General features: G+C 69.5%; 19 protein-coding genes. 18 read left to right on the top strand and 1 reads right to left on the bottom strand.

What is annotated here, in order from left to right; all coding sequences use genetic code 11:
• From LXT21_RS22000 to cysI, 11 genes are all read left to right on the top strand, one after another.
• Positions 1-3,988 (top strand): non-ribosomal peptide synthetase (locus LXT21_RS22000; RefSeq protein WP_254040113.1); only part of this gene is annotated, 3,988 nt, incomplete at its 5' end.
• Between the two features lie 98 nt (positions 3,989-4,086).
• Positions 4,087-4,578 carry a nuclear transport factor 2 family protein gene (locus LXT21_RS21995; RefSeq protein ID WP_254040112.1) on the top strand — a complete coding sequence of 164 codons (492 nt, stop codon included), beginning with the start codon at positions 4,087-4,089 and terminating at the stop codon, positions 4,576-4,578.
• A 65-nt stretch (positions 4,579-4,643) separates the two neighbouring features.
• Positions 4,644-5,579 (top strand): hypothetical protein, encoded by a 936-nt coding sequence (locus LXT21_RS21990; protein WP_254040111.1) that lies wholly within the window; start codon positions 4,644-4,646, stop codon positions 5,577-5,579.
• A 102-nt stretch (positions 5,580-5,681) separates the two neighbouring features.
• Positions 5,682-6,905 carry an alpha-hydroxy acid oxidase gene (locus LXT21_RS21985; RefSeq protein WP_254040110.1) on the top strand — a complete coding sequence of 408 codons (1,224 nt, stop codon included), beginning with the start codon at positions 5,682-5,684 and terminating at the stop codon, positions 6,903-6,905.
• Between the two features lie 504 nt (positions 6,906-7,409).
• The gene (locus LXT21_RS21980) at positions 7,410-8,135 is read left to right on the top strand and encodes a phosphoadenylyl-sulfate reductase (RefSeq protein WP_254040133.1); all 726 of its coding nucleotides are present in this window, start codon (positions 7,410-7,412) and stop codon (positions 8,133-8,135) included.
• A gap of 14 nt (positions 8,136-8,149) precedes the next feature.
• Positions 8,150-8,806, top strand: a complete 657-nt coding sequence (locus LXT21_RS21975) for a precorrin-2 dehydrogenase/sirohydrochlorin ferrochelatase family protein (protein ID WP_254040109.1) — start codon at positions 8,150-8,152, stop codon at positions 8,804-8,806.
• Positions 8,803-9,603, top strand: a complete 801-nt coding sequence (gene cobA / locus LXT21_RS21970) for a uroporphyrinogen-III C-methyltransferase (protein ID WP_254040108.1) — start codon at positions 8,803-8,805, stop codon at positions 9,601-9,603. The genes LXT21_RS21975 and cobA overlap by 4 nt, the downstream gene beginning before the upstream one ends.
• Positions 9,596-10,513: a sulfate adenylyltransferase subunit CysD gene (gene cysD / locus LXT21_RS21965; RefSeq protein WP_254040107.1), complete on the top strand. Its 918-nt coding sequence runs from the start codon at positions 9,596-9,598 to the stop codon at positions 10,511-10,513. The genes cobA and cysD overlap by 8 nt, the downstream gene beginning before the upstream one ends.
• On the top strand, positions 10,513-12,231 hold the full coding sequence (locus tag LXT21_RS21960; RefSeq protein WP_254040106.1) for a GTP-binding protein: 1,719 nt from the start codon (positions 10,513-10,515) through the stop codon (positions 12,229-12,231). Before cysD ends, LXT21_RS21960 begins: the two co-directional genes overlap by 1 nt.
• Positions 12,228-14,066, top strand: coding sequence for an assimilatory sulfite reductase (NADPH) flavoprotein subunit (locus tag LXT21_RS21955; RefSeq protein ID WP_254040105.1), 1,839 nt, complete (start codon positions 12,228-12,230; stop codon positions 14,064-14,066). The genes LXT21_RS21960 and LXT21_RS21955 overlap by 4 nt, the downstream gene beginning before the upstream one ends.
• Positions 14,067-14,087: 21 nt before the next feature.
• Positions 14,088-15,779, top strand: coding sequence for an assimilatory sulfite reductase (NADPH) hemoprotein subunit (gene cysI, locus LXT21_RS21950; RefSeq protein ID WP_254040104.1), 1,692 nt, complete (start codon positions 14,088-14,090; stop codon positions 15,777-15,779).
• Between the two features lie 7 nt (positions 15,780-15,786).
• Here the strand turns inward: cysI and LXT21_RS21945 are convergent, their stop codons facing one another.
• Positions 15,787-16,401, bottom strand: coding sequence for an HD domain-containing protein (locus LXT21_RS21945; RefSeq protein WP_254040103.1), 615 nt, complete (start codon positions 16,399-16,401; stop codon positions 15,787-15,789).
• 582 nt (positions 16,402-16,983) lie between these two features.
• On the opposite strand from LXT21_RS21945, the gene LXT21_RS21940 reads away from it, so the two are divergent.
• The 7 genes from LXT21_RS21940 to LXT21_RS21910 are packed head-to-tail and all read left to right on the top strand — an operon-like array spanning position 16,984 to position 25,371.
• Positions 16,984-21,333 (top strand): amino acid adenylation domain-containing protein, encoded by a 4,350-nt coding sequence (locus tag LXT21_RS21940; protein ID WP_254040102.1) that lies wholly within the window; start codon positions 16,984-16,986, stop codon positions 21,331-21,333.
• Positions 21,334-21,361: 28 nt separating this feature from the next.
• The gene (locus LXT21_RS21935) at positions 21,362-21,586 is read left to right on the top strand and encodes a tautomerase family protein (protein WP_254040101.1); all 225 of its coding nucleotides are present in this window, start codon (positions 21,362-21,364) and stop codon (positions 21,584-21,586) included.
• Positions 21,587-21,599: 13 nt separating this feature from the next.
• The gene (locus tag LXT21_RS21930) at positions 21,600-22,553 is read left to right on the top strand and encodes a pseudouridine-5'-phosphate glycosidase (RefSeq protein ID WP_254040100.1); all 954 of its coding nucleotides are present in this window, start codon (positions 21,600-21,602) and stop codon (positions 22,551-22,553) included.
• Positions 22,554-22,560: 7 nt separating this feature from the next.
• A complete protein-coding gene (locus LXT21_RS21925; protein WP_254040099.1) occupies positions 22,561-23,235 on the top strand; it encodes an HAD family hydrolase in 675 nt (224 codons plus the stop codon).
• A gap of 15 nt (positions 23,236-23,250) precedes the next feature.
• Complete coding sequence (locus LXT21_RS21920) at positions 23,251-23,718, top strand: DMT family transporter (protein ID WP_254040098.1); 468 nt, start codon at positions 23,251-23,253, stop codon at positions 23,716-23,718.
• 2 nt (positions 23,719-23,720) lie between these two features.
• Positions 23,721-24,191, top strand: a complete 471-nt coding sequence (locus tag LXT21_RS21915; RefSeq protein WP_254040097.1) for a DMT family transporter — start codon at positions 23,721-23,723, stop codon at positions 24,189-24,191.
• Positions 24,166-25,371 carry a questin oxidase family protein gene (locus tag LXT21_RS21910; protein ID WP_254040096.1) on the top strand — a complete coding sequence of 402 codons (1,206 nt, stop codon included), beginning with the start codon at positions 24,166-24,168 and terminating at the stop codon, positions 25,369-25,371. Before LXT21_RS21915 ends, LXT21_RS21910 begins: the two co-directional genes overlap by 26 nt.
• Positions 25,372-25,389: the final 18 nt, after the last annotated feature.

Here is a 25,389-nt window from a genome sequence, read left to right as displayed (position 1 = left end):
CATCCTCCCCGTCCCTCGCACCGGGCCGCTCCCGCTCTCCTTCGCCCAGCAGCGCCTCTGGTTCATCGACCAGCTCCAGCCCGGCTCCGCCACCTACAACATGCCTTCCTTCGTGCGCCTCTCCGGCCTGCTCGATGCGAAGGCCCTCCAGCTCAGCTTCGACGCCCTCGTCTCCCGTCACGAGGCGCTGCGCACGACCTTCTTCGAGCACGACGGTCAGCCCTTCCAGCGCGTCAGTCCGAATGGAGAGCTACCGCTGACACAGGTCGACCTGCGCGGACTCGACGAAGAGTCCTCGCGCACGGAGATCCAGCGGAGGTTGCGCGAGGAGTACCAGCGGCCCTTCGACCTCTCCACGGGTCCGCTCATCCGCGCTCAGCTCCTGGAGCTCAGCGACACCGAGCACGTCCTCGCCCTCAACATGCACCACATCGTCTCCGACGGTTGGTCCATGGGGGTCCTCATCCAGGAGGTCGCTGCCCTCTACGACGCCTTCTCACACGGCAGGCCGTCCCCCCTCGCCCCTCTCTCCATCCAGTACGCCGACTTCTCCGTCTGGCAGCGCTCCTGGCTCCAGGGCCCTGTCCTCGACGCTCAAATCGACTACTGGCGCCGCCAGCTCACGGGCATCCAGCCCCTGGCGATGCCCATCGACAAGGCCCGGCCTCCGCTCCAGACCTTCCGAGGCACCACGCTCCCGGTCTTCATTCCGCAGGCCGTCACCGCGAAGCTCAAGGCGCTCTGCCAGCGTGAAGGCTCCACGCCCTTCATGGCGCTGCTCGCGGCGTGGCAGTTGCTGCTCTCGCGGCACAGCGGACAGGACGACATCGCCGTCGGCTCACCCATCGCCGGTCGTCATCGCTCCGAGGTCGAAGGCCTCATCGGCTTCTTCGTCAACACGCTCGTCTTCCGTGCCCGCATCGCTCCGCGCGCTTCCTTCGTCGAGCTGTTGCGTCAGGTGCGTGAAACCGCGCTCGGCGCCTACGCGCACCAGGACATCCCCTTCGAGCGGCTCGTCGAGGAGCTGCATCCCGCGCGCGATTTGAGCCGCAGCCCCCTGTTCCAGGCCCTCTTCGTCCTCCAGAACACCCCCGAGTCCTCCATCCAGAAGACCGAGCTGACGCTGAGCCCTGTCGACGTGGGCTCCGTGGTCGCCACCGCCAAGTTCGAGCTCCAGCTGAACCTGACGGAGACCCCGGACGGCGTCTTCGGAGGACTCGGCTACAACACGGACCTGTTCGAGCGCGCCACCATCGAGCGACTGGCCCGGCACTTCGAGCAGCTCGTCGAAGCCATCACCCAGAGCCCCGAGACCGCGCTCTCCGAGCACGTCATGCTCACGGAGGACGAGCGCCGCGACGTCCTCGGCACCTGGGCCCTGGCGCCCGCGCGAGTGTCCACGGACTCCACGCTCCCGGAGGTCTTCGCCCGCGTCGTGGCACGGACTCCCGACGCCGCCGCGCTCATCCACGGCGACACGAGCCTCACCTACCGACAGCTCGACGAGCGCTCGAACCAGCTCGCCCGACACCTGCGCTCGCTCGGAATCTCCACGGACTCCCGCGTCGCGCTCGCCCTCGAGCGTTCGCCCGAGCTCGTCATCACCCTGGTCGCCATCCTCAAGGCCGGCGCCGCCTACGTCCCGCTCGACACGTCCTATCCGCGTGAGCGCCTGGTCTCCATGCTCGAGGACTCGCGGCCCGGAGTCCTCGTCACCACAAAGACGCTGCTCTCCCACCTGCCGATGGAGGGCCTCACCACGGTCCTCCTGGATGAGGTCTCGCTGGCGGCCCAGTCCACCGAGCCCGTGCCACACGCCGCCCTCCCGGAGTCGCTCGCGTACGTCGACTTCACCTCCGGCTCCACGGGCAGGCCCAAGGGCGTCGGCAGCACCCATCGCAACGTCATCCGCACGCTCATCGGCACCGACTACACGCGGTTCGGTCCCGAGCAGACACACCTGCTGCTCGCCCCCATCTCCTTCGACGCCTCGACGTTCGAAATCTGGGGCGCGCTCCTCCACGGCGCGCGACTGGTCATCCTCCCGCCACAGGCGCCCTCGCTCGACGAGCTCTTCCAGACCATCGCTCGCCACGGCGTCACGACGCTCTGGGCCACCAGCGGTCTGTTCTCGCAGCTCGTTGAGGCCCGCCTGCCCGCGCCCGCGTCGCTCCAGCGCGTCCTCACGGGCGGCGACGTCGTCTCGCCCCTCCACGTCCGCCGCGCGCTGACGGAGTGGGGCGTGCCCGTGGGCCACGCCTACGGCCCCACGGAGACGACGGTCTTCGCCACCGTGTTCACCGTCCAGGGTGTGGGGGACATCGGGTCCACGTTGCCCATCGGCCGCCCCATCGCCGGCACACACGTCCGGGTCCTGGATGCGACCCTCCAGCCTGTCCCCGTCGGTGTCACGGGCGAGCTGTTCATCGGCGGTGACGGCCTCGCTCGGGGCTACGTCGGCCAGCCTTCGCTCACCGCGGAGCGCTTCATCCCCGACCCGTTCTCTTCCGAGCCCGGCGCGCGCCTCTACCGCACCGGCGACCTCGTCCGCTGGCGGCACGACGGCCTGCTGGACTTCGTCGGCCGCGCGGATGCGCAGGTCAAGGTCCGAGGCTTCCGCATCGAGCTGTCCGAGGTCGAGTCCGCGCTGCTCGCGCATCCCGCCATTCGGGAGGCCGTGGCCATCGCCCGCGAGGACGTCCCTGGTGACAAGCGCCTCGTCGGCTACTTCGTCGGCGATGACGTGGACACGACGTCGCTGCGCGCATTCCTCAAGCAGCGGCTGCCCGAGTTCATGGTGCCGTCGTCCCTGCTGCGGCTCGACGCGCTCCCGCTCACCGCGAACGCGAAGCTGGACCGCAAGGCGCTGCCGGCTCCCGAGTCCGTCCTCGGCGCTCCGTCCGAGACGTACGTCGCGCCGCGCACGCCCACCGAGGAGCTGCTCGCGTCCATCTGGGCGGACGTCCTCCGAGTCCCCCAGGTCGGCATCTCGGATGACTTCTTCGAGCTGGGTGGTCACTCCCTGCTCGCCATCCGCCTGATGGCGCGGATTCGCGAGCGGACGGGCATCGCGCTTCCCGTCACGGCGCTCTTCCAGGGCTCCAGCATCGAGCGACTGGCCTCCGTGCTCGAGCAGCAGCAGGCCGGCGTGCGCGCCCTGCCGAACCTCGTGCGACTCGACGCGGGCACGTCCACCGAGCGCCCCCTGTTCCTCGTCCACGGCGGCGGCGGCAGCGCGCTGGGCTACACGGAGCTGGTGCGCAGGCTCACGCCGAGCCGTCCCATCCATGGCTTCTCCGCCAGCGGGCTCGACGGCGGAGAGCTGCCTCCGGCCTCGGTCGAGGTCCTCGCGCGCGACTACCTGTCGCAGCTTCGCGTCGTGCAGCCCAAGGGGCCGTACCTGCTCGCGGGCTGGTCCTTCGGCGGGCTCGTCGCGCACGAGATGGCGCGGCGACTCCAGGCGCAGGGTGAGCAGGTGGAGATGTTGGTCCTGGTCGACAGCCACGCGCCTCGGCCGGAGCCGCGCCCCGCACCCGAGGCGCTCACGCAGCTGGTCTCCTTCGCGCACATCCTGGGACTGCCGTGGCGGGAGCTGTCCGTGGACTGGGAGCGGCTGACGCGGCTCGAGGGGCGTGAGCGACTGGCGTACCTGCTGGAGCAGGCGCGCATCGTGGCACCGGGCCTGGACCTGGACGTCGACACGGCGGAGCGGCTCTTCGCCCTCTATCAGCGGATGAGCGCCGCGCAGCGGGCCTACGTCCCCACGGGCGCGCCGTACGAAGGGCCCAGCGTGCTCATCCGGGCCAGCACGCCGCCCGAGGGCGTCACGGCGACACCGGACCTCGGCTGGGGTGCGTGGCTCGCGACGGCGCCCACGGTGCACGAAGTCCCAGGAGACCACTACACGATGCTGCGCGCGCCGCATGTCGACACGCTCGCCGCGTTGTTCGCGCAGCTGCTCGCCGCGCTGAAGCGGGACGCGGCCTGACGTCTCCGGTCAGGGATGACACGGCGGAATAAGCGCGGCGTATCTGGGTTTCCAGGTCCGCCGCGCGAACACACCCGCCACCCTGTCACGGAGCCCGCGTGAAGCTGTCTCTCCTGCTGCTCTCCTGTCTCGTGTCCCTGTCCGCCTTCGCGCAAGCAACGGCCAAGGACACCACCGCTGCCCGTCAGCAGATCACCGCCGTGGTCGACGACTTCCGCGACGCCATCCTCCAGAAGGACAAGAAGAAGTTCCTCGGCTTGTTCCTGCGCGAGGACATCACCTGGCAGTCCGTCGACGGCGACGAGCTCATGAAGCGCCGTCTCCAGAAGAACCCCAAGGCGACCCGAATCAATCCGACGGAACGCGAGACTCCGACGCAGTTCATCAACGGAATCGTGGCGAACAAGGGGCGGAGCGAGGAGAAGTTCATGAACGTCCGCATCGATACGGACGGCACCATCGCCTCGGTCACCTTCGAGTTCACCTTCCACTCCGATGACCGCGTCATCAACCGAGGCCAGGAGAGCTGGCACCTGGTGAACACGGACTCGGGCTGGAAGATCGCCTCCGTCATCTGGTCCAACAACTAGGATGGCGGACACACCCTATGTCGCCTGAGCCTGGAGACACCCAACCCTGCATCCTCTGCGAGAGCATGGACGCACTCCGCCCGTCCGTGATGATGAGCCAATTGCCGTTCCCTTATCCCAAGGAGGGAGAGTTCACGCGCTTCCGCGAAGCGCGCATGCACCTCGACTGTCTGGAGCGATGGGAGGACCGAGTTCACTTCTCGCGAGCCTGCTATGACCTCGCCCAAGTGGGAACCCGGGGCATTACTCGCCTCCGGCTGATGGAGGGTGGAGACTGGCTCATCCACCCCTACTTCTGTCGGCGGCAGAAGACCTTCTTCGTCGTGATGCAGCTCGCGGACTGGCCGATACATCGACGCTATCCATGGGGCACCTGGCCCGAGGAGCTCATCCACGATACGTGGCAGGATTTCGAGGGTGAAGCAGGTGTCACGCTGAAGCGGGTGATCGCCGAGGTCCTCCACCGAGCGCCCGACCTGAAGGCTTTGGAGGAGATCCAGCGCGAAGTTGCTCGACGTTTTGTCGTGGACGGCTGCTACCAGGTGGCTCGAGACCTTCGAAACGACGAGCGATACCCCTTCCTGACAGCCCTCTCCGAGGACGAGCAGCACATCCTGGATGAGTATCTCGCCTTGCGGCTTGCCCGCGGACGCGCTCACTCGGTCGAGCTTCTGCTGGTGAGCTGGATGCGATTCTCGGCAACCATTGGCAGCACCCGGTGCATCCCCGAAGAATTCGCCGAGTACCTGTACCGGCGCGACGCATTGGAAGAAGCCGTGCAAGAGCTCCCTTCGCCCCTCGCGAAGAAACTCGAGACCGTCCTCTCGGAAGCAGACGAGCAGTACCGGAGCGCCACCATCGATGATGGAGGACGCACCTTCAACAAGTCGGGCCTCGTGGACGCCGATTGGTGGTGGCGACGGCGCCCTACCTCAGGCCCCCTCAGTGACATGATCGACAAGAGGCTCCGACATCAGGAAGCCCCTGAAGAGCAAGAGTGACAGGAAGCCTCCCGGCAGCGGCACCTCACCACGTCCAACGCGTCCTCCCGCCTCGGGGCTGCTATCCTCTCGCACGTCGTCGGATTCGCGGGAGCCCGCATCGTGAATGTCAGCATCGAGGACCTGCGTCAGCGCGCGCGGCGGCGGCTGCCCCGGACCGTCTTCGACTACGTCGAGGGCGCCTCGGACGACGGCTTCACCGCCGACGCGAATCGACGGAGCTTCGAGCGCTACCTCTTCCGCGCGCGCTCGCTCGTGGACGTGAGCGTCATCGACCACTCCGTCTCGCTCCTGGGAGAGCGGCTCGCCACACCCATCATCCTCGGCCCCACGGGGCTCGCGGGCCTGCTCGCGCCACGAGGAGAAGAGCTGGCCGCCCGGGCCGCCGCGAGCAGAGGCGCCGTCTTCACGCTCAGCACCATGTCCATCGGGACGATTGAAGAGGTCGCCGCCGCGTCCTCCGCGCCCCTCTGGTTCCAGCTCTATGTCTGGAAGGACCGGGGCGTCACCCGCGCCCTCGTGGACCGCGCGAAGGCCGCGGGCTACCGCGCGCTGTGCCTCACCGTGGACGTGCCCGTCATGGGCAACCGCGAGCAGGACCGCCGCAACGGCTTCACCGTCCCTCCGCGCCTGCACTTCTCCAACGTGATGGACGTGCTGCGCCACTTGGGCTGGGTGCTGCGCATGACGTCCAGCCCGCGCGCCACCTTCGGCAACTTCGTGGACCACCCCGCGCTCACCCAGGCGAACGCCGTGGGCGTCGCGCGCTTCACCAACAGCCAGTTCGACCCCGCGGTGACGTGGAAGGACGTCGAGTGGCTGCGCTCCATCTGGCCCGGCCCCCTGGTGCTCAAGGGCATCTCGTGCGCGGAGGACGCGCGCAAGGCCGTGTCGCACGGAGTCGAGGCGCTCGTCGTGTCGAACCACGGCGGACGACAGCTCGACTTCCTCCCCGCCGCCATCGACGTACTGCCCGAAGTGGTGGACGCCGTGGAGGGGCGCTCCGAGGTCATCCTCGATGGCGGCATCCGCCGGGGCTCGGACATCGTGAAGGCCGTCGCCCTGGGGGCACGCGCCTGCATGGTGGGCCGCCCCTTCCTCTACGGCCTGGCCGCGAAGGGACAAGCCGGCGTGGAGCAGGCGTTGGACATCCTCACCTCCGAGGTCGACCGCACGCTCGCGCTGCTGGGTCGCCCGCAGCTCTCGGAGCTGGACCGCTCGGCGCTGCGACTCGATGCCCCCGCGTCCCTGGAACGCGCAACGACGTCCCCCCACCTGGGGCCACATGCCCTCCCGCGACGCGCGGGCGGGGCTCACGAGTCGTGAGTCGGACCACGGGTTGACGGCTCGCGGTATCAACCGTTAGCTTGCGCTTCGTGCTGATGCCTTCCACCTCGATGGCCGCGCCGTTCCGCCGCTGCTGTCAGGGGTGTGCCTGTCGTGCCCGCTCGGGCCTGGGCTGTTGAAGCGCGCGCCGGACGCTCCCTGAGTCCCCGCCGTGCCTCGCCCAGCGCCACCTCGTCTCCGAGGTCCGACGCTCTCTCGCTCCGCTCACCGCCCCACCCTCTTCGTCGCTCCTCCATGCGCCTCGCCTTCCTCCAGTCCCTCGCGATGCCGCCGGCCCTCCATCGGGCCCCTGCATGCGCGGGCGCTGACGTGAAGGCCGCCTGTCGCTGTCTGGCGTGTGCGTGCGTGGTGTGTCCGCCTCCGGGCGGCCCACGAGCCTCGAGGAGTGGATAGCCGTTCCATCCCCCTCACCTGCTCGCGCGGCCCGCCCTCGAAAGAGGCGCGGGCCTTTTGTTTTCTCCCCTGGAGTCCACCGTGTCTTCCGTGCAGTCCACCTCACCCGAAGTCCCCACGCTGCTCTCGGAGGCGACCGCCCTCGAGGCCGCCTCCGCGCAGACGCTGCTCGAATGGGTGGAGCAGCGGCTCGGCTCCCGCGCCGCCATCGCCTCCAGCTTCGGCGCCGAGGACATGGTCCTCATCGACCTGGCGCGCAGGCACGCGCCGGGTGTGCGCGTCTTCACGCTCGACACCGGGCGGCTTCCTCCCGAGACGTACGAGCTCATCGAGGTCGTCCGCAAGCGCTACGGCCTCCAGGTGGAGACGTACTTCCCCGAGCGCGCCCAGGTGGAGGCGCTCGAGTCCGCGCGCGGCTACTTCTCCTTCCGCCAGGACCTCGCCGCGCGCAAGGAGTGCTGCGCCATCCGCAAGGTCGCGCCCCTGCGTCGCGCGCTGGATGGCCGGGCGGCGTGGTTGACGGGGCTGCGCCGGGAGCAATCCCTCAACCGCACGGAGGTCTCCGTCGTCGAGTTCGACGCGACGCACGGCGGACTGCTCAAGCTCAACCCCCTGGCGGCGTGGAGCCGGCAGCAGGTCTGGGCCTACATCCAGGCGAACGGCGTTCCCTACAACGCGCTCCATGACCGGGGCTACCCCTCCATCGGCTGCGCGCCCTGCACCCGCGCCGTGAAGCCGTACGAAGACGAGCGCGCGGGCCGCTGGTGGTGGGAGGCGCGCGAGCACAGCGAATGCGGCCTCCACCCCGTCCGATGAACCGAGGCCACACCATGACGACCGCCATCCCTGTCGACTATCCCATCTGCCTCCGCTTGGAGGGCCGCCGCGTCCTGCTCGTCGGAGGTGGCCCCGTCGCCGAGGGCCGCGCCCTGGCCCTCCTCGATGCAGGCGCACACCTCCAGCTCATCGCCCCCACCCTCACGGACACGCTCGCGAAGCTGGCCAAGGAAGGCCGGCTGGACTGGGTGTCTCGCGCCTATCAAGACGGAGACACCCAGGGCCACGTGCTGGTGCTGACGGCCACCGATGACGCCTCGGTGAACCAGCGCATCGCCACCGAGGCGCGAGCGCGAGGGCTCTGGGTCAACACCGCGGACGAGCCGGAGCTGTGTGACTTCACGCTGCCCTCGGTGGAGCGCCGCGGCCCCATCACCGTGGCCGTCTCCACCGCGGGTCAGGCCCCCGCGCTGGCGAGGCACCTGCGCCGCGCGCTCGCCTCGCACATCGCGCCCCACCACGTGTTGCTCGCGAGGCTGAGCGGGTGGCTGAGGCGACAGCTGCCCAGGGGTCCTCGTCGCCAGCGGTTGCTCAAGCGACTGGCGGAGGGCGACCTGGGCGTGTTGCTCGCGCGGGGTGAGCAGGCGAGGGCCTTCGCCCGGCTGCGCACGGAATTGGAGTACTGGAAGTCCTCGGGGGAACCCACATGAAAGAGTCGTCGAGAGGTCGCGTGTACCTGGTGGGCGCGGGCCCAGGAGACCCGGAGCTGCTCACGCTGCGTGCCGCGCGCCTGCTGCGGGAGGCGGACACGGTGGTGCATGACCGGCTCATCCACCCGGGCGTCCTGGAGCACGCGCGGCCACATGCGCGGCTCATCTACGTGGGCAAGGAGGGCGGAGGCGACTCCGTCCAACAGGAGGACATCCACGCGGTGCTCATCGCACAGGCCCGGCTGGGTCGCACCGTGGTGCGGCTCAAGGGCGGAGACCCGTTCGTCTTCGGGCGAGGCGCGGAGGAGGCGCTCGCGCTAGAGGCCGCGGGCATCCCCTACGAGGTGGTGCCCGGCCTCTCCGCGGGCATCGCCGTCCCCGCCTCCGCGGCCATCCCCGTCACCCATCGGGACCTGTCCGGGGAGGTGACGTTCGCCACCGCCTTCCGCGCGGGGGGGGCTCCGGATTGGTCCTTCCTCGCGCGGGCCCAGACGCTGGTGCTGTTCATGGCCGGGCAGCGCGTGGAGGAGACGACGGCGGCGCTCATCTCCGCGGGGCGCGCGGCGACGACTCCCGCCGCGATGGTGGAGGCAGGCACCTGGGAGCACCAGCGCGTGGTGGAGGGCACGCTGGGTGACGTGGGCCGACAGGCTCGGCAAGCGGGCCTCGGCTCCCCGGCGCTCCTGGTCGTGGGCGAGGTGGTGTCGCTGCGCGCGCGGCTGGCCTCGCTCACCGCGCGCCGGGATTCGACACCAGAGCAGCCCCTTCCTCGTAGAGCGGAGGCCGGACATGACTGACACGACACACGCTCGCGCCACACACCTGGAGGAGCTGGAGGCCGAGAGCATCCACATCCTCCGGGAGACGGTGGCCGAGTTCGCCAACCCGGTGATGCTCTACAGCATCGGCAAGGACTCGCAGGTGTTGCTGCACCTGGCGCGCAAGGCCTTCCATCCCGCGCCCCTGCCCTTCCCCCTGCTGCACGTGGACACCACGTGGAAGTTCCGGGACATGTACACGTTCCGGGACAGCTTCGTGGCGCGGCACGGGCTGAAGCTCCTGGTGCACCAGAACCGCAAGGCGCTCGCCGAGGGCATCAACCCGTTCGACCACGGCAGTCAGAAGTACACGCACGCGATGAAGACGCAGGCGCTGCTGGAGGCGCTCGCGCAGCACGGCTTCGATGCGGCCTTCGGTGGAGCGCGCCGCGACGAGGAGAAGTCCCGCGCCAAGGAGCGCGTGTTCTCGTTCCGGGACAAGCATGGCCAGTGGGACCCGCGCCGTCAGCGGCCGGAGCTGTGGAACCTCTTCAACGGCCGCGTCGACGCGGGCGAGAGCATGCGCGTCTTCCCCCTGTCCAACTGGACGGAGCTGGACGTGTGGCACTACGTCCTGCGCGAGCGGATCCCCGTGGTGCCGCTCTACTTCGCCGCCGAGCGGCCCGTCATCGAGCGCAACGGCACCCTGCTGATGGTGGACGACGAGCGCATGCGCCTGCGTCCCGGCGAGAAGCCCACGCCGCGCAAGGTGCGCTTCAGGACGCTCGGTTGCTACCCGCTCAGCGGCGCCATCGAGTCCTCCGCCACCACCGTGGAGGCCGTCATCCACGAGATGGTCCACGCCCGACAGTCCGAGCGCCAGGGCCGGCTCATCGACCACGACGAAGAAGGCTCCATGGAGCTGAAGAAGCGCGAGGGGTACTTCTGATGGACACCGCACTCCAGGCTCCACTCCAACCCGACCTCCAGCGTCTGCTCGACGAGCACGCCCACCGTTCCCTGCTGCGACTCGCGGTGGTGGGCTCGGTGGATGATGGGAAGTCCACGCTCATCGGCCGGCTCTTGTATGAGTGCGATGGGCTGTTCGAGGACCAGATCTCCGCCGTGCGCAAGGCCAGCGCGAAGCGGGCCGCGGCCGCGCGCACCGAGGCTTTGGCCCAGGGTCTCAAGGCCGCCGCCGGCGGGGGCGAGGAGGAGGAGCTGGACTTCTCCCTCTTCACCGATGGCCTGCGCGCCGAGCGTGAGCAGGGCATCACCATCGACGTCGCCTACCGCTACCTGTCCACGGCGCGTCGGAAGATCATCATTGCGGACACGCCGGGACACCTGCAGTACACGCGCAACATGGCCACGGGGGCCTCCACCGCGGACGCGGGGGTCATCCTGGTGGACGCGCGCCTGGGCGTGCTGCCGCAGACGCGGCGTCATGCGTACATCGCCTCGCTCCTGGGCATCCCCTACCTCGCGGTGGCGGTGAACAAGATGGACCTGGTGGGCTACGAGCGCGCCACCTTCGAGCGCATCGGCAGCGAGCTGGCGGACTTCGCGCGCACGCTGGGTTTCGAGGGGGTAAGACTGTTCCCCGTCAGCGCGAGCCGGGGCGACAACATCACCCGCCCCAGCGCGCACACGCCCTGGCACGAGGGCGGCACGCTGCTGAGCTGGCTGGAGTCCCTGCCCCATCAGCGCCGGTTGGATGGCGCGCCGTTCCGCTTCCCCGTGCAGTACGTGATTCGACCGCACCAGGACTATCGGGGGCTGGCGGGTCAGGTCGCCTCGGGCACGGTGCGCGTGGGCGACGAGGTGCAGGTGCTCCCCTCGGGGCGCAGGACACGGGTGGAGGCCATCGACACGTTCGATGGTCCACGGGCGGAAGCCTCTGCGACCGCGTCCATCACGCTGCGCCTCTCGGACGACGTGGACGCGAGCCGGGGTGACGTGCTCTCCCACGTGGACCAGCCGCCGCTCTCCCTGCAGCACCTGGACGCCATGCTGGTGTGGTTCGGCGAGCAGCCGCTGGATGCGACGCGCCGCTACCTGGTGAAGCAGGGCACCCGCACCACGCCCGTGCAGGTCGAGCGCGTGCTGTGGCGCAAGGAGTTGGAGGACCTGTCGGAGGCCCCCGCGGAGACGCTCGCGCTCAACGACATCGGCCGCGTGCGACTGGTGTGCCGCCGCCCGCTCCTGTGCGACGCGTACCAGGAGAACCGCCGCACGGGCGCCTTCATCGTCATCGACGCCCTCACCCACGACACGGTGGGCGCGGGGATGGTGCTGGGACGGGCCGAGTCCGCGTCTCGCACGGACACGTCGCTCGTGTCCCAAGGCGAGCGTGAACAGCGACTGGGGCAGGCTGGCGCCATCGTCCTGCTCCCCGCGACACCGGCGGCCGTCGAGCGCGCCTTCGCGCTGGAGCGCAGGCTGTTCGACCTCGGGCGCGTGGTGGCGACCGTCGCGGGTGACGTGGAGGTCGCGCTCGCCCTGTCACGCGCGGGGCTGGTGGCGCTGGTCCACGCGGACGCGCCCCTGCTTCGCCGTGCGCTGCGCGAGGAGGCCCTGGAGGCACGGACCCGGTGGTGGGAGTTGGACGACACCGAGACACTGGAGCAATGGGTGGCGAACCTGACGTCGGAGGCCGGGACATGAGCGTCTCGTCTCCAGAGAGCCTGACTTCGACACCGCCCTTCCTCGACGCGCTGCTCGGCGCGGAGCGGGGCACGCAGCTGCTCCAGCTGGTGGAGGGCCTGGATGCCTCGGCCCTTCATTGGTTGAGTGGTTACGCGGCGGGGCTCGCGACACGTGCGGCCAGCGTGCAGCCCGTGACATCCGTGGCGCCGCCGGCGGAGACCTCCGCCACACCGCTCACCATCGTCTATGGGACGCAGACGGGGAACAGCCGCCTGCTCGCCGAGCGCTTCAAGCAGCAGACAGAGCGCGCCGGGTTGCCGGTGCGGCTCGTGAGAGCCAGCGAGTATCCGGTGCGAGAGCTCGCCCGCGAGAAGTGGCTCGTCGTGGTCATCAGCACGCAAGGCGACGGAGATCCGCCCGACGACGCGCGTGGATTCTGCGAGCACCTGCTGGGCAAGCGGGCGCCCCGGCTGGAAGGGCTGCGCTACGCGGTGCTCGGGCTGGGTGACTCCAGCTACCCGAAGTTCTGCGAGGTGGGGCGACAGCTCGACGAGCGACTGGCGGAGCTGGGCGCATCACGACTGGTGGCGCGCGCGGACTGCGACCTGGACTTCGAGCCCGTGGCCTCCGGCTGGCTGGACCAGACCCTGGAACGCGCGCGGGAAGCGCTGGAGCCCCGTACGCCCGTCGTCGCCACCATCGTCCCCTTGCGAGGTGTGCCGACCGCCCCCGTCGTCGTCAGCAAGCAGACCCCGTTCACCGCGCCGGTGCTGGCCAACCAGCGAATCACGGGGAGTGGCGCGCTCAAGGACGTCCGCCACGTGGAGCTGTCACTGGAGGGCTCGGGGCTCGAGTACACACCGGGCGACGCGCTCGGCGTGTGGGCCGCCAATCCTCCCGAGTTGGTGGAGACGGTGCTGTCCACGCTGCGCCTCGACGCCTCCGAGCCGGTGACGCGTGACGGGAAGACCCAGCCGCTCGGCCACTGGCTGACGGAGGAGCTGGAGCTGACGCGGCTGAGCCGTCCGTTCCTGGAGCGGCAGGCCGCCCTCGGTGGCAGCGAGGGGCTCATCGCAGTGTTGTCCCCGGGAGGCGCGGAGTCCTTCCGCGCGCTGCTCCGCTCGCACCAGGTCATCGATGTGCTCCGTCAGCACCCCGCCCCCTGGAGCGCGACGGAGCTGGTGCTCGCGCTGAGGAAGCAGACGCCCCGGCTCTACTCGATTGCGTCGAGTCCCAAGCGCGTGGGCGCGGAGGCGCACCTGACGGTGGCGGTGGTCGACTACACGGCCTTCGGCTCGCGGCATCTCGGCACCGCGTCCCACCATCTGGCCACGCGTGTGGCCGGGACGGACTCGGTCCGCGTCTTCGTCGAGCGCAACGAGCGCTTCCGGCTCCCGGAGGACGGTGCGCGGGATGTGGTGATGATTGGCCCGGGCACGGGGGTGGCGCCGTTCCGGGGCTTCGTGCAGGAGCGCGCGGAGACCGGCGCGAAGGGCCGCAACTGGCTCTTCTTCGGCGAGCAGCACTTCCGCACCCAGTTCCTGTACCAGACGGAGTGGCTGGAGGCGTTGAAGAAGAAGACGCTGCACCGGTTGTCCGTCGCCTTCTCGCGTGACACCACGGAGAAGGTCTACGTGCAACAGCGCCTGCGCGAGTCGGGCAAGGAGCTCTACGCCTGGCTGGAGGGAGGCGCGGCCCTCTACGTGTGCGGCGATGCCCAGCGCATGGCGCCGGATGTCCATCAGGCGCTCGTGGACATCGTCGTCGAGCACGGCGCTCGCAGCCGCGAGGACGCCGAGGATTGGTTGAAAACCCTGCGGGACGAGCGGCGCTACCTGCGTGACGTCTACTGAAACCCGATTGCGAGCGAAGACATGAGCCCTCAGCCCAAGCCCCTCTCCGAGGTGGAGCACATCAAGGCGAGCAGCCGTCTGTTGCGCGGCACGCTGGCGGAGAGCCTGGCCGACCCGGTGACGGGCGCCATCGCCCCCGCCGACACCAGCCTCATCAAGTTCCACGGCAGCTACCAGCAGGACGACCGGGACGCTCGGGAGGAGCGTCGGCAGCAGAAGCTGGAGCCGGACTACAGCTTCATGTTGCGCACCCGGCTGCCCGGCGGCGTGTGCACGGCCGCGCAGTGGTTGGTGATGGACGGGCTCGCCCGTGAGCACGCCAACGGGACGCTGCGCATCACCACCCGGCAGGCCTTCCAACTACACGGCATCCTCAAGGGAGACCTCAAGCCGACCATCGCGCGCATCAACGCGGCCCTCATCGACACGCTGGCCGCTTGTGGCGACGTCAACCGCAACGTGCTGTGCAATCCCAACCCGGTGGACACCCGGGTGCACGCGGTCGTCTACGACTGGGCGGTGCGCCTGTCCGAGCACCTGCTGCCCAGGACGCGCGCGTACTACGAGCTCTGGTTGGGTGAGGAGAAGGTGGCCGGTGGCGAGGAGGAGCCGCTCTACGGCGCGACGTATCTGCCGAGGAAGTTCAAGGCGGCCGTGGCGGTGCCCCCGGAGAACGACGTGGACCTCTTCGCCCACGACCTGGGCTACATCGCCATCCTCGAGGATGGCGTCCTGAAGGGCTTCAACGTCACGGTGGGCGGAGGGTTGGGGGCCACGCATGGAGACGCGAGCACCTTCCCTCGGCTCGCGGATGTCATTGGCTTCGTGGCGCCGGAGCAGATGCTGCTCGTGGCCGAGGAGGTGCTGAAGATCCACCGAGACTTCGGGGACCGGGGCAATCGCAAGCGCGCGCGGCTCAAGTACGTACTGGAGGACAAGGGCGTCGCGTGGTTCACGCAGGAGCTGGAGCGCAGGCTGGGATTCACGCTGGAGCCCGCGCGGCCCTTCACCTTCGAGCACAACGGAGATCGCTTCGGCTGGCGCGAGGGCCATGATGGGCGCTGGCACCTGACGCTTCATCTGGACAGCGGGCGCGTGGCGGACAGACCCGGGGCGCCGCACCTCACGGGTCTGCGGGAGATCGCGCGCATCCACGCGGGGGACTTCCGGCTGACGCCGAACCAGAACCTCATCATCGCGGGCATTCCCCCGGAGTCACGGGAGCGCATCGAAGCGCTCGTGCGGGCACATGGGCTGGAGAGCTTCCGGACGGCGAGCCCGCTGAGACGCAACGCGCTCGCGTGCGTGGCGCTGCCCACGTGTGGCCTGGCGATGGCGGAGGCCGAGCGCTACCTGCCGACGTTCGTGGAGCGGGTGGAGGAGCGGTTGAAGACGCACGGCCTCCAGGACGCGAACATCCTGCTGCGAATCACGGGCTGCCCGAACGGTTGCGCGCGGCCGTATCTCGCGGAGGTGGGGCTCGTGGGGAAGGCACCGGGTCGGTACAACCTGCACCTGGGTGGAGACAGTCGAGGGCAGCGGCTCAATCGGCTGTACCGGGAGAACATCGACGAGGCGACCATCCTCGACACGCTCGAACCGCTGTTCGCCGCGTATGCGCGCGAGCGGCGGTCCGGAGAGGGCTTCGGAGACTACGTGGTGCGGGCGGGACATGTGCCCGCACCCACGCCGCCGCGCGCCCCGCCCGGGTGAGGATGCCTCAGGCGCCGAACAAGCCGCGCTGGCGCGCATCCTCCAGCCGGCCTTCCAGGTAGCTCCACAGGGCGGGACACCCCGCCTGGATGGGCGGTGCGATGCGGGCCACCACGCGGGCATGACTGATGCCGTTCTCCCGCCAGCTCTGTCCTTCGTTGGACAGGTTGAGCAACACCGGCATGGCCCGGTCCACCGCGTTCGCGAAGCGGGCCGCCAGCGTCTCCCCCTGCTCGAACTCGCGCCACAGCGCGAGGAAGCGAGCACCCTGGGGCTCGGGAAGCAGGCCGAAGATCCTCTCCACGGCCCGCAACTCCGCCGCCTTGCGCTCCTTCCACCCGCCCTCCACGAAAGCGAGGGTGTCACCGGTATCGATTTCACCCACATCGTGCACGAGCAGCATCCGCACGACGTGGTCCATTTCGATTCCCGCCGGTGCGTAGGCAGACAGCGAGAGCGCCAACAAGGCCAATTGCCAACTGTGCTCCGCTGAGTTCTCGTAACGCGACAGTCCCAGCGGTTTGATCTTGCGAGTCACCCCCTTGAGCTTGTCCAGCTCCAGGATGAAGTCGATGACTCGCTGCAAGTCACCGGTTGGTGATGTCACGGAATTGTCGCTCACCCTCAATCCTCCCATGTATTCGGGGCGCTCCGAGCGCTCCACTATGTCAGCCAGATTCGCCCCCCCGCAAGCAACAGTTCCAGCGGGGACGCATCCGCTCGAAGCCCGATTGAACCCAGACATGCACGACTCCGCCACGCCTGGAATCCATGGCGAGGAGCCGAGCGTGCCCGCCCGCTCCAGGACCGTCGGAGCGCCTCGCTCGGCCGCCCCCCATTCCCTCCTGGTCCCCGAGGCTCCACCTTCGTGCGCAATCCAACGCATCCACACCCGCTCCCGCACCGTAGCTTTCCGCTATCACAACCACACCCGCATCACCTCCACGACAAAACAGACACAAACAAGCAAACACGCCCACCTCCACTTGTGAACCCGCACGAGAACCCGCCACACCCCGCAAAACAAACACAATACGAATTGACGCACCATGCCGCGCCTGTTAACCAAGACATCCCGCATTCAGCACCCGGGACCCTCCCGAGAGGACTCAATCACTACCAGTCACAAGGTCTCCCCTCGCGCCTCGCACGCGGGGACGCCACGCGCGGGCCAGGCTCGCGACATCCTTGAAAGAGAACGATGATGAGCGACATCACGATCCGACTGCCTCGCGCCCACGATGTGGCGCGGGCGCAGGCAGCGCTGCGACTCCTGGAAGGAGAGGGGCGACTGCCCACCCAGGGCGACGGCAAGGCCTCTCACGCGTGGGTGCCCCTCCCCTCGCGAGCGCAGACCTCCACCGAGGGCAACGGAGGTCTGGACGCATCCGCCGAAACCTCCCTGATCGCGCTGCTCGAGGGCCTGGACGCGCCCACCCGGGCAGTCCGGCTGCTGACGTTGTTCCCGGGAGGGCCCTCGGTCCTTCCCGCCGACGAAGCACTGGAAGAGGGCTGGCTCCGGCTGCATCTGCCCTTGCGCGTACCGCCGGGGGCGGACGTGCTCATCGACGGTCTGCGCTGCGACTGGAAGGAGGGAGCGCTGTGCCATGGAGGGCCAGCACGGCCACTCGTCTCCCATCACCAGGGGAGCGTCCCGCGTGTGCACCTGGTGTTCGAGGTGCGCGCCGAGACCGCGCTCGCGCCAAGGGTGGAGGAAGAGGCGTGCCTGCCGGATCTCCTGCTGGAGCAGGCGCGCCACCAGCCCGACGACGCCGTCGCGGTGGTGTACGGACACGAGCAGCTCACCTTCCAGGCCCTGGTGGAGCGCGCGACCGGGCTGGCGGCGCGCCTCGGCCACGCTGGCGTGGGGCCGGATGACTGCGTGGGGCTGTTCGTGGAGCCCTCGGTCGAGCTGATGGTGGGCGCGTGGGGAATCCTGTTCGCGGGCGCGGCGTATCTGCCGCTCGCCCCCGAGTATCCCGAGGAGCGGCTGCGCTTCATGCTGGAGCACAGCCGCGCCCAGGTCGTCTTCACCCAGCCACACCTCACCGCCCGGCTCGCCGAGCTGGCGCCACACGGCACCCGCATCCTCACCCTCCAGCAGGGCGCGGAGGCGCCCACACCGCGCGCCGGGCCCTCGACCAGCGCGGTGCGCCCTCCTGGGCTTGGGCCCCACCACCTGGCCTACGTCATCTACACGTCGGGCAGCACGGGAAGACCCAAGGGCGTGATGATCGAACAGCGCAGCATCGTCAGCCAGATGCGCTGGCTGTCGAGCGCGCATGGGCTGGGCGCCGACAAGGTCGTCCTCCAGAAGACCCCCATGAGCTTCGACGCTGCCCAATGGGAGCTGCTCGCCCCCTGCCGCGGCGCGCGGGTGGTCATGGGCGGGCCCGGCGTGTACCGGGAGCCCGAGCGGCTGCTGGAGCTCATCTCCACCCACCAGGTGACGACGCTCCAGTGCGTGCCCACGCTGCTGCAGGCCCTCATCGACACGGAGGGGCTCCACCGCTGCGCATCCCTCACACAGGTGTTCAGCGGCGGGGAGGCGCTCTCCAAGGGGCTGGCGCACCAGTGCCTCACCGCGCTCCCCCGATGCACGCTCGTCAACCTGTACGGCCCCACCGAGTGCACGATCAACTCATCGTCCTTCACCGTCGACCCGGCGACGCTCCAGGCGGGGCCCAACACGCTCAGCATCGGCGCGCCCGTGCACGGCACGCGCTACCACATCCTCGACGCGGGGCTTTCGCCGGTGGGCCCAGGCGAGCAGGGCGAGCTCTACATCGGCGGCATCCAGCTGGCCCGAGGCTACCTCCACCAGCCGGACCTCACCGCCCAGCGCTTCGTCGACGACCCCTTCCCTTCCGAGGAGGGCCGGGCGCGGCTCTACCGCACCGGCGACCTGGCCACCTGGAACCCGGATGGCACCGTCCAGTTCGCCGGGCGCGCGGACAACCAGGTGAAGCTCCGCGGCTTCCGCGTGGAGCTGGACGAGATCCGCCTGGCCATCGAGACCCACGACTGGGTCAAGCACGCGGCCGTCATCATCAAGGACAACCCGCACACCGGCTTCCAGAACCTCATCGCGTACCTCGAGCTCAACCCGAAGGAGGCCGCGCTGATGGACCAGGGCAACCACGGCGCCCACCATCAGTCCAAGCAGAGCAAGCTCCAGGTCAAGGCCCAGCTGTCGAACCCGGGCTGCCGTGAGCCCCGGGAGTTGTTGGGCAGACCCGTCGTCGAGCTGCCCGGCCGGGAGCCCACCGAGCGTCAGCGGCGGGAGGTCTTCGCGCGCAAGACCTACCGCTTCTTCGAGGGCGGCGCGGTCAGCGAGGCGGATGTCCTGCGGCTGCTCGGCGGGCGCGCGCCCCCGGCGCCGTCACGCGCCGTCGAGTCGCTGGACCTGCGGGCGCTGGGGGAGCTGCTGCGGTACTTCGGCCAGTTCCCCAGCGAGGAGCGGCTGCTGCCGAAGTATGCCTATGCCTCGCCCGGCGCCCTGTACGCGACCCAGCTCTACCTGGAGCTGTCTGGCTTCGGAGAGCTGCCCCCCGGCTGCTACTACTACCACCCGCTGCACCACCAGCTCGTCCTCGTCCGGCAGCGGCCCGCGTCCGACGCGCCGCGGGTGTCGCTGCACTGGCTGGGGAAGCAGCGCGCCATCGAGCCGACGTACAAGAACAACATCCAGGAGGTGCTCGAAATCGAGGCGGGCCACATGGTGGGCCTGCTCGAGGAGGTCCTCCCCCGCCACGGCCTGGGGCTGCGGGAGCTGCCCTTCACGCCAGGGACGCGCACCCTGCTCGACTGCGCCGACTCGGATGTCTACCTGGGGAGCTTCGAGCTGGTCAGCGCCGCGGACGGAGGACTCGAGGAGGCGGTCGACCTCTACGTGCAGCCGCACCCGGGCAAGGTGATGGGGCTGCCGCCAGGGCAGTACCACTACCAGCAGGGGATGCTGAAGAAGGTCTCCGACGAGCTCATCCAGAAGCGTCACGTCATCGCCATCAACCAGCAGGTGTACGAGCGGGCGAGCCTGGGCATCACCGTCGTGAGCCGGACCCAGCGGACCTGGCGTCAGTACATCGACCTGGGGCGCAAGCTGCACCAGCTGCAGGCCAACGAGCATCACCTGGGCTTCATGTCGTCGGGCTACAGCTCCCACAGCGGCCACGACCTGCCCTCCGCCCGGAGGATGGACGCACTGCTGCGCGGGCTGGGACACCCGACGGGGCCGTCGTACTTCTTCGTCGGCGGCCGGGTCAGCGAGGAGCAGCGGCTCAGCGAGGGCATGAAGGAGGACGTCGTCCACATGCAGGGGCCGGCGGAGATGATTCGCGAGGACCTGCTGCGCACCCTTCCCGACTACATGATGCCCAACCGGGTCATCGTGCTGGACGCGCTGCCGCTCACCGCCAACGGGAAGCTGGACCTCAAGGCCCTGGAGCGACGCGACGTGGAGCTCGTCGAGCGGCCCTTCGTGGCGCCCCGCACGCCGACGGAGGAGCGCGTCGCCGGGCTCTGGCGCCAGGAGATGAAGCGGGAGGCCATCTCCGTCCAGGACGACTTCTTCGAGCTGGGCGGCAACTCCCTGCTGGCCGTGGGCATCATCAACAAGCTCAACCGGCTGTTCCAGACGACGCTGCCGCTCCAGGTCCTCTTCGAGGCCTCCACCGTGGAGCAGCTCGCGCGCAAGGTCGAGGCGCGCGACGCCCAGCCCGCGTCCCGGCTGGTCCACCTGCGCGAGCGGCGCCAGCGCCGCCCCATCTACTGCTGGCCGGGGCTGGGCGGCTACACCATGAACCTCCAGCTGCTCGCCAGCCGCATGGGCACGGAGCGGCTCTTCTACGGCGTGCAGGCCCACGGCATCAACCCGGGCGAGACGCCCTACGCCACGCTCGCGCGCATGGCGCAGGAGGACCTCACCGCCATCCGCCGCATCCAGCCCCGCGGGCCCTACACGCTCTGGGGATACTCCTTCGGCGCGCGCGTCGCCTTCGAGGCGGCCTGGCAACTGGAGCAGGCCGGGGAGCAGGTGGAGCACCTGTTCCTCATCGCCCCAGGCTCCCCCAGGGTCCGCGCCAGGGACACCGCCGCCCACGGCAGCGAGCCGGGCTTCGCCAACCCCGCCTACGTGAGCATCCTGTTCTCCGTGTTCGCCGGGAGCATCACCGACCCCGCGTTGACCGAATGCCTGGAGGTCTCCCGGGACGAGGACTCCTTCGTGGGCTTCATCTGCGGCAGGCTCACCCGACTGGAGCCGGACCTGGTGCGGAGAATCATCCGCATCGTGCAGCAGACCTTCGAATTCCAGTACAGCTTCCGCGAGCTGCTGGACCGCAAGCTCCAGGCCGCCGTCACCCTCTTCAAGGCGCAGGGGGATGACTACTCCTTCATCGAGAACAGCAGCGGCTACTCCGCGCGCCCGCCCACCGTCGTCCAGTTGGAGGCGGACCACTACAGCCTGCTGCGCGAGCCGGACATCGACGAGCTGGTGCGCAGGCTCCACCACCGCCTGTGGCTCGACGAGCAGTTGGAGCACCACGCCGCCTGACGTCCACCCGCTTCCGCACGGAGCCACCATGCCTCACGTCAACATCAAGCACTTCCCCATCCCCCTCGGTCCGGCGCGCGAGGCCGAGCTGGTGGCCGCCATCACCCTGGCGGTCCAGGCCGCCTTCCGCTGCGAGCCGGGCGTCATCTCCATCGCCTTGGAGCCGGTGGAGAGGGACGTCTGGAACGAGCGCGTCTACGTCCCCGAAATCGTCCAGCGCAAGGAGCTCTTGCGCAAGGCCCCCAACTACTGACGCGGAGTCCACCATGTCATCCCTTGTCCCCAGGTCGGAGGTCCCCCTGCGCGTCAGCGAGGAGGTGCGGACCGCGCTCGAAGAAGGCCGCGCCGTGGTCGCCCTGGAATCGAACGTCATCACCCACGGGCTCGAGTACCCGCACAACGTGGCCACCGCCCATCAGGTGGAGGACGCCGTCCGGGAGGGCGGCGCCGTCCCCGCGACGATAGGCGTCGAGGACGGGCAGCTCCTGGTGGGCATGTCGGCGGCGGACATCGAGCGGTTCGGCACCACGCCCGGCATCCCCAAGGTCAGCAGCCGCGACCTGCCCATCATCCTGGCGCACGGCGGCCGGGGCGCGACCACCGTGGCGTCCTCGCTGGTGGCCGCGGAGCTCGCCGGCCTGCGCTTCTTCGCCTCGGCGGGAATCGGCGGCGTGCACCGGGGCGCGGAGAGCTCCATGGACATCTCCTCGGACCTCATCCAGTTCACCCGCTCGAAGGTCGCCGTCGTCTGCGCGGGAGCCAAGAGCATCCTCGACCTGCCCCTGACGCTCGAGTTCCTGGAGACCCACTGCGTCCCGGTCATCTCCTTCAGGTCCGACGACTTCCCCGCCTTCTATTGTGTCTCCAGCGGGCTGCCGAGCCCCCACCGCATGGACGACGAGGCGACGATTGCCCGCGCCATCGAACAGCACTGGGCGCTGGGCGGTCCGGGAGGGCTGCTCGTCACCCAGCCCATCCGCGCCGAGGACGCCATCGACGCGCGCGAGGTGGACGCGGTGGTGACGCGCGCGATGCTCGGCGCACAGAAGGAAGGCATCCGGGGCAACGCGCTCACCAAGTACCTGATGCGCGCGGTGGACAAGGCGACCGAGGGGCGCTCGGCGAAGGCGAACATGTCCGTGCTCATCGGCACGGCGCGGCTGGCGGGGCGCCTGGCCACGGCGCACGCCCGCCACCGTCGCGAGCGCATCCCCCACTGAAGGAGCCATGATGACATCCCTTGCCATCTTCGACCTGGATGGGACGCTCGTCGACACGCCGCGCGCCATCGTGGAGACCTTTTGCGAGGCCTTCGCCGCCCTGGGGCTCGCCCCCCGGGACACAGCGCGCATCCGGGCCACCATCGGCCTGCCGCTCGAGCAGGCTTTCAGCAGACTGATGGAGGTGCCGCTCGACGACGCGCTCGTCGCGCGCGCAATCCGCCAGTACCAGGGCGCGTTCAGGGAGCAGGTCCTCCCGCGCGCCGAACAGCTGCTCTTCCCCGACGTGGAACGAGGGCTCGCCGCGCTGCGGGCCCGAGGAGTGCGGCTGGCGGTGGCGACGAGCAAGTTCCACTCCAGCGCCGACGCGCTGCTCACCGCCGCCACGCTGAGGGGCTTCTTCGACGTCGTCGTCGGCGCGGACCAGGTGACGCGGCCCAAGCCCGCGCCGGAGATGGGGCTGCGCATCCTGCGCGAGCTGTCGGTGGCCCCCGAGCACGCGGTGATGGTGGGAGACACGACGCATGACCTGCACATGGCGCGGGCCGCGGGGCTGCGCTCCATCGCGGTGACCTACGGTGTGCACGGATTGGACGAGCTGAAGACAGCCGAGCCCACCTGGATTGCCCATTCCTTCAGGGAGGTGCTGGACTATCTTTCGACGGGACCCCGACAGGACTGACAGGCGGCGACGCTCATGACTGGACGTTCCACGGACTGGCTTCTGGCAATCGCGGGGGGAGCGCTGCTCGCCCTGATGATCCACTTCAACAGCCTGCTGGCCCGACACACGACCCCCGTCGTGGCGTCCTGGGTGGCGCATGGCCTGGGCGCGGCGGCGGCCCTGCTGCTCGTGGCCGTCTATTCCAGACGCGCGACGCCCGCGCTGACCGGCGCCCGCTCGGCGGACAGGCCGCCCTGGTGGTTCTACCTGGGGGGCGTGCCCGGGACCTTCACGGTCATCCTCGCCGCCATCACCGTCAACAGCCGTCTGTCATTGGCGGGGACCATCGCCTTCATGCTGGTGGGGCAGGTGCTCTTCGGCATCGTGTCGGACCACTTCGGCCTGTTCCGCACGCCGAAGCGGCGCATCGCCCTGGCCGACTTCGGCGTCGCCCTGATGGTGCTGACGGGCAGCGCGCTCATCATCTTCGACCGGGTGTGAACATGGCGCCCTACATCCTCCTCGCGCTGCTGAATGGGCTGTTCATCGGGACCAGTCGCGCCATCAATGGCAAGCTCAGCACCCGGCTGGGGCCGTTCAAGGCCTCGCTGTGGAACCACGGGGTCGGCTTCCTGTTCCTCACGCTGCTGCTCGTCGCGATGGGGGGCTGGAGGCTGGACGGCGCGTCCACGCCCCCCTGGTCCGCGTACCTCGGCGGGTTCTTCGGCGCGCTCTTCGTCGCGGTCAACAGCCATGTCTTCACCCGACTGGGAGCAATGAACGCGGTGCTCCTGGTCATCGGCGGGCAGATGATCGCCGCCGTCCTGCTCGATGCCCAGCGCCTGCAGCTCGCCCCCTCGCCCGTGCGGTGCCTGGGGGTGGGAATCGTCCTGCTGGGAATCCACCTGACCCGGGTGTCCAACGCACCCCGAACCCAGGCCAAGACGCATGACACTCCCCCGATGGGTCGATGAGCTGCTGGATGACCGGCGTTATCACATCGAGTTCAATGGCCACCTCACCAACCACGTCAAACACGCCGTGGTGGCGCTCGTGGGGCTGGGCGCCTCCGAGCAGCGCGTGCGCGCCTACTACGAGCAGTACGCCCGGCTGACTCCGTATGGGTATGGGCTGGAGCCGCCCCGGGCGCCCCGCCACGTCATCACCGAGGCCAGCTGGGCGGAGCACCTGGGCCGGCGCACCAGCTATGCGTCCTATTGCGAGCTGATGGAGCGGCTCATCCAGGAGCGAGGGATGGACGCGGTGCTGGCCCGGTACCTGCCGCGGTTGCTGCCCGGCTGGGTGGGCGCGTTCACCCACGCCACCATCCACCTGGGCTGGGCGCTGGACATCGACCATCCGTGGATGGCGGTGGAGGGCTTGGCGTACATGGCCTTCTCCTTCGTGTCCTGCCATCCGGAGCGAATCGCCCCGCCACCGCCGGAGCGCCCCCGTGAGGGGCGGGCCCTGGATTCGTTGCTGCGCATCGCCGGCCGCTGGGAAGACCCCGGCGTGGGGCTGCGGCGCTGGGTGGAGGAGGCCATCGGAGACCCCGAGACGTGGGTGGCGACGGGCACCCACCCGGAGCTGGCGCGCTCGGGCCTCCAGTATCGGATTGCCCGGATGCTCGAGGTGGGTCACCCCTTGATGTACGAGACCCCGGCGTGGCTGGACACCGACGAGCTCCCCGCGGTCTGGGAGCAGCTCTACCACGCCGTCACCCTGCTCTACCTGGCGCAGCCGGGGGACTTCGTGTTGCTGCACCTCATCACGTCCCTGCACGCGATGGAGCAGATCGCCCAGAGGCTGCCACCCGAGCAGCACCGGTCCGTCGCGCGGCTCTTCTGGCTGGGCATGCTGGGCATCGTCTTCTCGCGCGCGGACTTCCCCCAGCGCGCCACGCTCGCCGCGCTGGGCGACAGCTTCCAGGACGCCGTCGACATCGGCGGCCCGCCGCGACAGGGCCAGGATTGGGAGCACATCGTCGCGCGCGCCTTCGAGGAGGCCGAGGAGCACAACCCGAAGCTGGTCTACGTGCTGCATCGGGTCTGGAAGCGCAGCGGCTGCCGCGCCCTCTACCGCGTGGCGGCCGGGTGTTTCACGTCGACGCCGGAGCTCCCGAAGAGCTTCGAGCACCCACCCACCGAAGAATAACCCGAGCGCTGGGAGTCA

This window comes from Myxococcus guangdongensis (assembly GCF_024198255.1).
GTDB classification, from domain to species: domain Bacteria; phylum Myxococcota; class Myxococcia; order Myxococcales; family Myxococcaceae; genus Myxococcus; species Myxococcus guangdongensis.
Note: the sequence above shows the minus strand (reverse complement) of the source record. Positions and strands in the feature narration are given on the sequence as shown.